The sequence below is a fragment of the Kribbella turkmenica genome, from assembly GCF_004348725.1.
Lineage (GTDB): Bacteria > Actinomycetota > Actinomycetes > Propionibacteriales > Kribbellaceae > Kribbella > Kribbella turkmenica.
This window is the reverse complement of sequence record NZ_SMKR01000204.1, coordinates 1-12,120: the sequence shown is the minus strand read 5'-3', so window position 1 is coordinate 12,120 and position 12,120 is coordinate 1. Positions and strand designations below refer to the sequence as shown.

The window sequence follows — 12,120 nt, the reverse complement described above, 5'->3', positions numbered from 1 at the left end:
GCGAAGTATCCCGGCGCCAGAAGGTACGTCGCGACGGCCAGGCGGCCTGGGGTCCGGGAGAGGACTGAGGTGAGGGGTTCGCCTTCGCCGGAGATGTAGGCGGTGGTGACCGGGCGGTCGATGCGGGTGGACAGCAGGTCGGCAGTTTCGGTGCAGTCGGCGAGGGCGCGGGGGTCGGAGGAGCCAGCGGCGGCGAGGATGACGCGGTCGGTGTGCGAGAGGTCGCCGAGGTGGTCGGCGAGGATGTCCGCCAGCACGGGGTGTGGGCCGAGGGCCGGGGTGGTGTGCACCCGGCCGGGGTAGCGGGCGGCCTCGGCGGCGATGTCGACGTGGACGTGGTAGCCGCCGGACAGCAGCAGTGGTACGACCACCGCTTCGCCGGCGTCGGCGATGACGCGACCGACCAGCCCAGGCAGAGCAGGTACGTCGACATCGACGAACCCCAACGAGATCGGCAGATCCGGACGTTGACGAGCCATCTCCCGAACGAGCTCGTGCACAACCCGGATGCCGCGCGGATCCGCCGTCCCGTGAGCGGCGGCGACCAGGTCGACGCCGGCGCTCGGGGCGGGCCGGCGGCGTCGGTGGTTCTGTTGGAGGAACCCCGCGAGCTCCGTGGGTGTCGTCATGAGGCGACTCCGGCTGACTCGACGGCAAGGCGGTAACCGCGTCTGACGACTGTGCGGACGAGTTCCGGGCGGCCGACTGCTGTGCGGAGTCTGTTCACTGTGACTTCGACCGCGTGGACGTCCTCGGCGCCGGGGAGGACCGCGAGCAGTTCCGGTCGCGACACCACATCACCACCGGCGGCCACAAGAGCGGCCAGTACGGCGCGTGGGCCCGGCCCGAGTGGAAGCACCACACCATCCAGGACCGCCGCACCACCACGAATCACCAACTGCCCGAACTCGGTCTCGATCGACCGCGCGTTGTCGTCCGTCAGCCGGTCGGTGACAATCCGGATCAACGCGCCCAACCGAAACCGGTCCGGGATCAACGGCTCCAGCCCTACCGCGTGGAACGGCGCGGCTGTCACCGGCCCGACACACGCGTTCAGCACCCGCCCGGACCGCAGTGACGCGAGCAGTGCGTCGTACTGCCCGGAGAGCGCCGCCGCGTCGAACATCGCCTGCGCACCGGGCGCCGACGTGTGGACAACGGCGTCCACGGCGCCCGAACAGAGCTGCCCGATCATCCGGACGACCAGCGCTGGATCGGGCGCCGGCCCCCAGCGATAGACCTCCAGCCCGCGCACGGACGCACCGGCGGCCCGCAGCGACTCCTGGAGACCGGGATCCGACAGACCGTGCAGTTGAACGACGATCTTCCGCCCGTCAACACCCTGGTCGCGCAGCCACTCCACCACCTCGGCGGTCGTCTCCGAGCGGGCGGACCAGTGCTCGACGAGTCCGGCGGCCCGGATCGCACCGCGCGCCTTCGGGCCGCGGGCGAGGATGCGCGACTGTTCCAGTGTGCCGAGCAGATCGGCGGCCAGCCCGGCGGTGTCGGCCGCCTCGATCCAGCCGCGGAAGCCGACCGCGGTGGTGACGACGACGTCGTCCGGCGGGTTCGCGATCACCCGCCGGGTCGCCTCGAGCAGCGCGTGGTCGTCGGCGACCGGCACGATCTGCAGGGTCGGCGCGTGCAGCACCTTGGCGCCGCGCCGCTCGAACGAGGCGATCAGATCCTCCGCGCGACGGTGCGCGGTGATCGCGATCGTGCAGCCACTGAGCGGCCCGGGCTTACTGCTCACCGCGCTGGATTCCTTCCCCGCCCCACGCCCCGGTCACCAGCACCTGTCCGTCGACGATCTCCACCGGGAACACCGGCAGCGACACCGACGGATCGTCGAGGCACACACCGGTGCGCAGGTCGAAGACCTGCTTGAACATCGGCGACGCGACCGTGTGCACGTCACCCCGGCTGCCGACGATGCCGCGCGACATCACGTTCGCGCCGCTGAACGGATCCTGGTTGCCGATGGCGAAGACCGTGCCGTCGTGGATCCGGAACAGCGCGAGCTGCACCGACCCGACCAGCGCGGCGACCCCGCGCTCCGGCAGCAGTGCGTCGTACCGGCAGACCACCGTCTGACCGATGGCAGTGAGACTCACGGGCGTACCTCCAGTCGGGGGCCGGCCAGCAGCACCGGCTCCAGCTGTCCGCGTTCGGCCGGGGTGGCCGGGCGCGGCTGGTTGCGCTCGACCACGTACCGCAGGTCGGCGTCGGGCTGGTCCGGTGCGTTCACGAACGACACGAACCGGGCCAGCTTGTCGGGGTCGTCCAGGGTGGCGCGCCACTCGTCGACGTACGCGTCGACGTGCTTGGCCATGGCCGCGTCCAGGTCGGCGGCGATGCCCAGGCTGTCGTTCAGTACGACGTCCCGGACGTGGTCGAGACCGCCTCCGATCTCGCTGAGCCAGACCGAGGTCCGCTGCAGCCGGTCACCGGTCCGGACGTAGTACATCAGGAACCGGTCGATCGCCCGGAACAGTTCCTCGTCGCTGAGGTCGGAGGCGAGCAGTTCGGCGTGCCGCGGCGTCATCCCGCCGTTGCCGCCGACGTACAGGTTCCAGCCCTTCTCGGTCGCGATCACGCCGACGTCCTTGCCGCGGGCCTCCGCGCACTCCCGGGCACAGCCGGAGACACCGAGTTTGAGCTTGTGCGGCGACCGCAGCCCGCGGTACCGCAGTTCCAGCGCGATGGCCATCCCGACGGAGTCCTGTACGCCGTAGCGGCACCAGGTGGACCCGACACACGACTTCACCGTCCGCAGCGCCTTGCCGTACGCGTGCCCGGACTCGAACCCGGCGTCGACCAGCCGCTTCCAGATCGCCGGCAACTGCTCGATCCGGGCGCCGAACAGGTCGACCCGCTGGCCGCCGGTGATCTTCGTGTAGAGGCCGAAGTCGCGGGCCACCTCGCCGATCGTGATCAGGCCCTCCGGGGTGATCTCACCGCCGGGGATCCGCGGGACGACGGAGTACGTGCCGTCCTTCTGCATGTTGGCCATCACGTGGTCGTTGGTGTCCTGCAGGGTCGCCCGCTCACCGTCGAGCACGTGCCCGGCCGGGTCCAGACTCGCCAGAATGGACGCGACCACGGGCTTGCAGATGTCGCAGCCGCGACCGCTGCCGTGCCGGCCGACGATCTCGCTGAACGTCCGCAGCCCGGTCACCCGGACCACGTCGAACAGCTCCGCCCGCGACAGCGCGAAGTGCTCGCACAGGGCTTTGCTGACCTCGACACCGGCCTTGGTCAGCTCGGTGTTCAGCAGGTTCTTCACGATCGGCAGGCAGGACCCGCAGCTGGTGCCGGCTTTGGTCTTCCCGCACACGGACTTGATGTCGCCGCAGCCTTCGTCCCGCACGGCGCACCGGATCGTCCCGGCCGAGACGTTGTTGCAGGAACAGACCGCCGCGTCGTCGGGAAGCTCCAGCTTGACCGGTCCGGCGCCCTCCGGCAGCAGGAACGCCGCCGGGTCCGCCCCGAGCTCGCGGCCGACCATCGGGCGAAGCCCCGAGTACGCCGACGCGTCGCCGACGAGGATGCCGCCGAGCAGGGTCCGGGCGTCGTCCGACAGCACGAGCTTCTTGTAGACCCCGGCGATCGGGTCGGCGTAGACGATGTCGAGCGCGCCCTCCGACGTACCGAAGGCGTCGCCGAAGCTGGCCACGTCGACGCCGAGCAGCTTCAGCTTCGTCGAGGTGTCCGCACCCGGGAAGGTCGCCTCGCCGCCGAGCAGCCGGTCGGCGACGATCTCGGCCATCGTGTAGCCGGGGGCGACCAGTCCCCAGACGCGGCCTTCGATGCAGGCGACCTCACCGATCGCCCAGACGCCCGGCACCGACGTCCGGCAGGCCTCGTCGACCGCCACACCGCCGCGCTCACCGACGTCCAGACCGGCCGCGCGGGCGAGCTCGTCCCGCGGCCGGACGCCGGTGGCGAACACGACCACGTCGGCCGGCAGGTCGGGGCCGTCGGCAACAGCCATCGCCTTCGCGGAACCCTGCGAGGTGAGCTTGACCCTGGTGCACTGGGTCGACACGAGCACCTCGACGTCGAGCCCCTCGATCAGCCGGGCGAGCGCGGCGCCACCGCCCTCGTCCACCTGCAACGGCATCAGCCGCGGCGCGAACTCCACCACCTTGGTCGCCGCGCCGAGGGCCCGGAGCGCGCCGGCCGCCTCGAGCCCGAGCAGACCGCCACCGACGACGACACCGTTGACGTCCTTGCCCTCGCTCTTGAGCCGCTCGACGTACACCCGCAGCGCGGCCACGTCGTCGATGGTCCGGTAGACGAAACAGCCCTGGGCGTCGTTGTTCTTCACCGGCGGCACGAACGCCGAGGATCCCGTCGCCAGGACGAGCTCGTCGTACCCGATCTGCTCGCCGCGCGCCGTCGTCACGGTCTTCGCCGAGGTGTCGAACGACGTGACCTGGACGCCCTTGCGCAACGTCACCGCGGGGTCGTCCCAGAGCTCCGGCTCACCCAGCGAGAGGTCGTGCGGGTCGCGGCCGGAGAAGTAACTCGTCAGCGCCACCCGGTCGTACGGCGAGCGTGGTTCCTCGGCGAGCACGGTGATCCGCCACTCGACTCCGGTGTCCCGCGACCGCAGCGCCTCGACCAGCCGGTGCGCGACCATGCCTCCGCCCACCACCACCACGTGCCGGGCCCTGTTCAGCTCTGTCATCGTCGCCCTCCTGGTCGGAACTTCCTCGGTCTCGCCGCGGCGGAAGCGGTCGAGCAGCGCGCCGACGGCACCGGTGCAACTGCCGCACCCGGTCGTCGCCCGCGTGGTCGCGGCGATGCCGGCGACGCTGTCGGCACCTCCGCGCCAGGCCGCCTCGATCGCGGCCCTCGTGACCCCGTTGCACCGGCACACGGTGGCCGGCTTCCTCGTCGGTACGTCGGGTGCCGCGAGCAGTCCCTCCGCCGCGACCGGCGTACCCCGGTCCGCCAGCAGCACGAGCTCGGCGGCCACGTCCGGCGCACCGACCGCGACGGCCGACCGCACGATGCCGTCCCGCAGTACGGCGCGGACGTAGCGCTCACCGTCCTCGAGCCGCACCACCTCGCCGTCGTCCTCCTTGCCTCCGAGAACGAGCAGATCCAGCCCACCGGACGTCAGCCGAACGACCTCGTGGTCGGGGAGGCGGTACTCGGCTCCACCCAGGTGTCGGGCGAGTGCCTCGGCCTGCGACCAGGCCGACGCGACCGTGCCGGTGACGAGACCGTCGATCTCGGCGCAGTCCCCGATCGCGTGGATCCGGGAGTCACCGGGGCTCGTCAGCGCCCGGTCGACGACGATCCCGCCCGCGGGTCCGATCGGCAGACCGGCCGCGAGCTCCGTGCGCGGCTTCACACCGCACGCAACGACCAGGAGGTCACCGAACACCTGCCGCCCGCCACGCAACCGCAGCGCCCGGAACGACTTGTCCCGGGTCTCGGCTCCTTCGAGGCTCGCGTTCAGCAGCACCTCGGCGCCGAGCTCCCGCACCGCGCGGGTGATCCGGCGGCCGGCGGTGAGCCGGATCGTCTTGTCCAGAAGGGTTTCCCCATCGTGAACCACCGTCACCGCGACACCGCGTTCCCGCAGTGCACAGGCGGTCTCGACCCCGAGCACACCCCCGCCGAGGACGACCGCACGGCGCACACGGGAGACATGGTCGACAATCGACCGTGCGTCCGCCGCGGACCGCAGCGTGTGGATCCCGGCCGCGTCCGGCACACCCTCCGGTACCACCGGCGTCGCCCCGGTCGCGAACACCAGCCGGTCGTACGCCCACTCGCGACCAGCCGTGTCCGCGACCACGCGCCGGGCCCGGTCCACCCGGGCCACGGTCACCGGCGCCTCGTCACCGACCACCGGTTCAGCCGCGCGGCCGGCGACGTACTCGGTCAGCCGGCCACGGTTGTACGACCCCTCGTCCCCGAGGACGGTCACGTCGTACGACGGCAGCAGCCCGGCCAGCCGCCGTCCGGCCATGCCTCCCCCGATGATCACGATCTTCTCGTTCATGCCGGAACTCCAGTCGCCGGAAGGCCCGCCACTGTGACGTCGACGGCACAGGCCTTGAACTCGGGCATCCGCGAGACCGGGTCGAGCGCGTCGTTCGTGAGCTCGTTGACCGCGCCGGCGCCGCCGTAGTGGAACGGCACGAAGACCGTGTCCGGACGGACGTCGGCGGTCACCCGGGCCGGCAGGATCATCGAGCCGCGCGCGGTCCGCAGCCGGATCGGGCGCCCGTCGGAGACCCCGAGCTGGGCGGCGATCCGTGGATGAATCTGGGCGAAGACCTCGGGCTCGGCCGCGTCGAGCTCCGCCACCCGGCGCGTCTGGGCGCCGCTCTGGTAGTGCTGCAGCAGCCGACCGGTGACCAGGTAGAGCCGCGCGCCCGCGTTCAGGTCGTCCGCGACCGGGCGGTGGTCGACCGGGACGACGTGCGCGCGTCCGTCAGGGGTGGCGAAACCGTCCGCGAACAACCGCGGCGTCCCCGGATGACCCTCGGCCGGCACCGGCCAGAAGAGCGCCTCTCCGGCGTCGATCCGCTCCCAGGTGATGCCCGAGTAGTCCGCCTTGCCGCCCTTGCTGGCGAGCCGCAACTCCTCGAACACCTCGGCCGGGTCGGTCGGGAACGGCAGGCTCCCGAGCCGCTCGGCCAGGCCCGCGAAGATCGCCAGGTCACTGCGGACCTCGCCCGGCGGGGTGATCGCGGCTCGGCGCCGGATGACCCGGCCCTCCAGCGACGTCATCGTTCCTTCTTCTTCGGCCCACTGGGTCACTGGGAAGACGACATCCGCCAGCAGCGCGGTCTCCGAGGGGACGACGTCAGCCACCACCAGCAGGTCGAGCGACGCCAGCCGCTCCCGCACCGACGCGAGCCGCGGCGCCGAGACCAGCAGGTTGCTGCCGTGGACGAGCAGCGCCTTCGGGCCGGCCTCCGTGCCCAGCTCGTTGATGAGCTCGACGGCACTCTTACCGGGGCCAGGCAGGCTCGCCGGGTCCACGCCCCAGACACCGGCGACGTGATTTCTGGCAGCTGGGTCGGCGATGCTGCGGTAACCGGGAAGCTGGTCGGCCTTCTGACCGTGCTCGCGGCCGCCTTGGCCGTTGCCCTGGCCGGTGATGCAGCCGTACCCACTGCCGAGCCGACCGGGCAGACCGAGCGCCAGCGCCAGGTTGATGCAGGCCGTTACCGTGTCCGTGCCCTTGCTGTGCTGCTCTGCGCCACGCCCGGTCAGGATGAACGCCCCCGCGCCCCCATGCACCGGCGCAGCGGCGGCGAGCGCCCGCGCCGCCCGCCGGATCGTCGCGGCAGGCACGCCGGTCACCCGCTCGGCCCGCTCGGGCCACCAGGACGCGGTCGACCGGAACAACGCGTCCGGGTCGTCGGTCCGGTCAGCCAGGTACGCCGTGTCCGCGAGACCTTCCTGCAGGACCACGTGTGTCAGCGCGAGCACCAGCGCCAGATCGGTGCCGGGTGTGGCCTGGAGATGGATACCGGCTCCGTCCTCGGTCAGCGAGGCGGTCGCGCTACGGCGCGGGTCGACGACCAGGAGCCCACCCGAGCCGCGGACGCCCTCGAGGTGCGAGACCGCGGGCGGCATCGTCTCGGCGAGGTTGCTGCCGACCAGCAGGACGGCGCCGGCTCCGGCCACGTCGGCCAACGGGAACGGCAGCCCGCGGTCGATGCCGAAGGCACGGTTCGTCGCGGCCGCCGCGGACGACATGCAGAACCGGCCGTTGTAGTCCACGTTCGCGGTCTTCAGCGCCACCCGGGCGAACTTGCCGAGCGCGTACGCCTTCTCGTTGGTCAGCCCACCGCCGCCGAAGACCGCGACGGCGTCGTTGCCGTGCTCGGTCTGCAGAGCCCGGATCCGGTCGGCCACGACGTCGAGCGCTTCGTCCCAGCTCGCCGGCACCAGGTCACCGGCGGCATCCCTGACCAGCGGGGTGGTGAGGCGGTCCGGCACGGTCAGCACCTCGGGCGCCGTCCAGCCCTTGCGGCACAGTCCGCCCATGTTCGTCGGGCCACCCTGATAGCTCTGAGTGGCGCGCGGCTGTACCTCGACCGCACCAGGCCGGTCGACTGGGTGCAGCGTGGTGGCGCACTGCAGAGCGCAGTACGGACAGTGGGTAGGGATTCCGCTCACACGCGCTCCCGGCTGAGCGGGCCACCCTTGCGGAGGTAGCAGAAGTAGGTCACGGTCAGGCAGACGACGTAGAAACCGCAGAAGACGTACAGCGCCGGGATCAGCGAGCCGTAGCTGCTCGTCGACATCGCGAACCCGCGCGGGACGAGGAAGCCGCCGTACGCACCGACCGCGGAGGCGATCCCGATGCAGGCCGCCGCCTCCCGCCGTGCCCGGCCCGGGTCGTCGGGCGTGGTCAGCCGGAACACCGCCGGGATCATCCGGTAGGTCGACCCGTTGCCGGCGCCGCTGGCGACGAACAGGAACAGGAAGCTCACCAGGAACGCGGCGAAGCTGCCCGCGTTCAGCGACACGATCGCCGCCACGATGCCGAGCCCCATCACCACGAAGGCGCAGACCGTCACCCGCGCGCCGCCGAGCTTGTCGGCCAGCTTGCCGCCGAACGGGCGGGCGACCGAGCCGACCAGGGCGCCGAGGAAGGCGATGTGGGACACGGTGATGTCGGGGAAGGTGGTCGTGATCAGCAGCGGGAACGCCGCGCCGAAGCCGATGAACGAGCCGAACGTGCCGATGTAGAGGAACGAGATGATCCAGGTGTGCGGCCGCTTCGCCGCCGCGATCGAGGTGAGGAACGACGACGTCGCCACCGACAGGTTGGCCATCACCTTCCAGGCCAGGACGGCGGCCAGCACGATCAACGGGATCCACAGCAGGCCGGCCCGGTTCAGCGACAGTCCGGCGCCGAGCACGATCACCACCGGCACCAGGAGCTGGACCACGGCCACTCCCAGGTTGCCGCCGGCCGCGTTGATGCCGAGCGCGAATCCCTTCTCCTTCTCCGGGTAGAAGAAGGAGATGTTCGTCATGCTGCTGGCGAAGTTTCCGCCGCCGACACCCGCGGTCGCCGCGACCAGCGCCATCAGCCAGAACGGTGTGTCCGGCCGGGTCGTGAAGTACGACAGCCCGGCGGTCGGAACCAGCAGCAGGAGCGCGGACACGATCGTCCAGTTCCGGCCGCCGAACCGCGGTACGGCGAAGGTGTAGGGCAGCCGCAGGGTCGCGCCGACCAGGCTCGGCAGCGCGACCAGCCAGAACAGCTGGTTCGTGGAGTAGCTGAAGCCGGCCTTCGGCATCGAGACGACCACGATGCTCCACAGCTGCCAGACGGAGAAGCCGAGGAACTCCGCGAAGATCGACGGCCAGAGGTTGCGCCGCGCGACCGCCCGGCCCTTCGTCGCCCAGAAGGTGGCGTCCTCGGGGTCCCAGACATCGATCCAGCGTCCGCGCCGCGGCGCTTCGACGGTCCCCACCGCACCGCTTCCGTCGCGGGTGGTGACGGCGTCCGGTCGTGCCTCGAGCGTCATCTCGCGTCTCCGATCATCCGACCTCACTGATTAGGCCAGGACGCTATGACCGGGGTGTTTCCGCGTAGTCATCTTGTTGTTACGCCGCCGAAACGGCTCCCGCACACCCGCCGGGGAGTGGTGAGAGAAGAATCGGGAGGGCTGGGTACTGTGCCCCTACCGACGGCAAGGGGACACCGGTGAATCCGACTCAGCAGACCACCGACGACGCAGGTCTGGACCCGAGCGGCATCGACCGCGGCGCGCGGAGGGGGCGCAATGGCGGCCGGTGGGCCTGGCGGGCGGGGATCGCCGCCGTGCTGATCGCCTGGCTGGTGCTCGGCTCGCTGGGCGGCCCGACGGTCGGGCGGCTGAGCGAGGTCCAGGAGAACGACAACGCCGACTTCCTCCCGAAGCAGGCCGAGTCCACGCTGGTCAGCAACGAGGCCGCGAAGTTCGTCGACTCCAACGCCCTGCCGTACTTCGTCCTGATCCAGCGCGAGGCCGGGATCACGCCGGCCGACCTGGCCGAGGCCAACGAGTTCCTCGCCAAGGTGCCGGCCCTCGACCTCGGCAACGGCTCGACGATCGGCGACTACCTCGCCGCGCCGGCCAGGACGGTGATCCCGTCGGAGGACCGGAAGGCCCTGCTGCTCACCGTCGAGCTGGATGGCGACCGGGTCGACGACGTGGTGCACGAAGGCGAGACCGTCCTGTACGCCGCCGCCGCGGTCATGCGGACCGAGATCAGGCAGGACCTCACCCCGGCCGGTCTCCAGGTCTACGTGACCGGTCCCGGTGGTGTCTTCGCGGACTTCGTGGTCGCCTTCGGCGGGATCGACGGCATCCTGCTCGGGGTCGCGCTGGCGGTGGTGTTCGTCATCCTGCTGATCGTCTACCGCAGTCCGATCCTGCCGATCGCCGTACTGCTGACCGCAGTCCTCGGCCTCGCCCTCGCCGCGCTGGTGGTGTACCCGCTGGCCGAGAACGGCGTTCTCGAACTGAACGGGCAGAGTCAGGGCATCCTGTTCATCCTGGTCGTCGGGGCCGCGACCGACTACTCGCTGCTACTGGTCTCCCGTTACAAAGAGGAGCTGCACGACTACACCAGCAAGTACGACGCGATGCGGATCGCCTGGCGGGCGTCGATCGAGCCGATCGCGGCCAGCGCCGCCACGGTTATCCTCGGTCTGCTCTGCCTGCTGCTCTCCCAGCTCGGCAACACCAAAGGCCTCGGCCCGGTCGGCGCGATCGGCATCGCCGGCGCGCTGATCGCCTCGATGAGCTTCCTGCCCGCGATCCTGCTCGCCTTCGGCCGGCGGATCTTCTGGCCGTCCATCCCACGGGTCGACCACGTGCACGCCCGCGACCAGGTCGGCGGCCGCAAGCTCTGGGGCCGGGTCTCGGGGCTGGTCGGCAACAGCCCGCGAAAGGTGTGGGCGATCACCGCGCTGGCGCTGCTGGCGTCCGCGGCGTTCCTGCCGACGTTCAACGCCAGCGGCATCTCGCAGGAGGATCTGTTCCTGGACGAGGTGGAGTCCGTCACCGGCCAGGAGCAGCTCGCCAGGCACTTCGACGCCGGCGCGGGTACGCCGGTCCAGATCCTCACCCCGGTCGCGCGGGCCGACCAGGTGATCCGGACCGCGTCGCAGGTGGACGGGGTCGGCGAGGCGTCCGCGTCGCAGGCTCCCGGCGTACCGCCGAAGGTTGTCGAGGGCAAGGTGCTGGTCCAGGCGACGCTCGAGGTCGCGGCCGACTCACCGGAGGCCACGAAGGTGGTCGAGCACCTGCGGACCGAGCTGGACACGGTGTCACCGGACATCCTGGTCGGCGGGAACACGGCGATCAACCTGGACGTGCTGGACGCGAGTGAGCGCGACCTCCGGGTGATCATCCCAGCGATCCTGGCGGTCATCTTCGTCGTCCTGATGCTGTTGCTGCGCTCGATCACGGCGGCGGTGCTGCTGGTGGTGGCGAACGTGATCTCCTTCGGCGCGACCGTCGGGGTGAGCGCGCTGATGTTCAACCACGTGTTCGGCTTCCCCGGCGCCGATCCCAGCATCCCGCTCTACGCGTTCGTCTTCCTTGTTGCTCTGGGCATCGACTACTCGATCTTCCTGATGACGCGGGTGCGGGAGGAGTCCCAGGCTCAAGGCACCCGCCCGGGCATCCTGATCGGCCTCGCGGTCACCGGCGGCGTCATCACGTCGGCCGGCGTGGTGCTCGCGGCGACGTTCTCCGCGCTCGCCGTGCTACCGATCCTGTTCCTGGTCCAGATCGCCTTCATGGTCGCCTTCGGCGTCCTCCTGGACACCACCGTCGTCCGCTCCCTCCTCGTCCCCGCGCTGGCCTACGACATCGGCAAGAAGGCCTGGTGGCCCAGCAAGCTGTCCCGAGCAGGCGAATAGAACTCCCCGCACCGACCACGCTCGCTCGCGCCGCTCCCACCCACCGAACGGTGCCCGCTACCGCGCTTCGTCGACTACACCGTGGTGTCGCCGACTGCGGTCCGTGAGAAAGCCTCCGTGGACGCATCGTTGCGCCACCGAAAGCAGTAACCGTCCGCGCGTCCCCACCGGGTCCGTTGCGCCCGAGGCACCCTCCCCCCGCACTTCTTCCC

At 70.9% G+C, this 12,120-nt stretch carries 7 protein-coding genes; 1 reads left to right on the top strand and 6 read right to left on the bottom strand.

All coding sequences use genetic code 11. The features are described from left to right. The 6 genes from E1218_RS31705 to E1218_RS31680 form a co-directional block, all read right to left on the bottom strand. Positions 1-629, bottom strand: a 629-nt coding sequence (locus tag E1218_RS31705; RefSeq protein WP_132326731.1) for a sirohydrochlorin chelatase, incomplete at its 3' end; no start/stop codon positions are given. Next, positions 626-1,753 carry a uroporphyrinogen-III synthase gene (locus E1218_RS31700; protein WP_132326730.1) on the bottom strand — a complete coding sequence of 376 codons (1,128 nt, stop codon included), beginning with the start codon at positions 1,751-1,753 and terminating at the stop codon, positions 626-628. The genes E1218_RS31700 and E1218_RS31705, both read right to left, overlap by 4 nt. Further along, positions 1,743-2,114, bottom strand: coding sequence for a nitrite reductase small subunit NirD (gene nirD / locus E1218_RS31695; RefSeq protein ID WP_132326729.1), 372 nt, complete (start codon positions 2,112-2,114; stop codon positions 1,743-1,745). The genes E1218_RS31700 and nirD overlap by 11 nt, the downstream gene beginning before the upstream one ends. Further along, positions 2,111-6,022 (bottom strand): nitrite reductase large subunit NirB, encoded by a 3,912-nt coding sequence (nirB, locus tag E1218_RS31690; protein WP_132326728.1) that lies wholly within the window; start codon positions 6,020-6,022, stop codon positions 2,111-2,113. Before nirB ends, nirD begins: the two co-directional genes overlap by 4 nt. Beyond that, entirely contained in the window at positions 6,019-8,157 is a 2,139-nt protein-coding gene (locus E1218_RS31685; protein ID WP_132326727.1) for a molybdopterin oxidoreductase family protein, read from the bottom strand. The genes nirB and E1218_RS31685 overlap by 4 nt, the downstream gene beginning before the upstream one ends. Next, entirely contained in the window at positions 8,154-9,521 is a 1,368-nt protein-coding gene (locus tag E1218_RS31680) for an MFS transporter (protein WP_132326726.1), read from the bottom strand. Before E1218_RS31680 ends, E1218_RS31685 begins: the two co-directional genes overlap by 4 nt. A gap of 179 nt (positions 9,522-9,700) precedes the next feature. Here E1218_RS31680 and E1218_RS31675 point away from each other — a divergent pair, with 179 nt between their 5' ends. Beyond that, positions 9,701-11,908 carry an MMPL family transporter gene (locus tag E1218_RS31675; RefSeq protein WP_233712599.1) on the top strand — a complete coding sequence of 736 codons (2,208 nt, stop codon included), beginning with the start codon at positions 9,701-9,703 and terminating at the stop codon, positions 11,906-11,908. Positions 11,909-12,120: the final 212 nt, after the last annotated feature.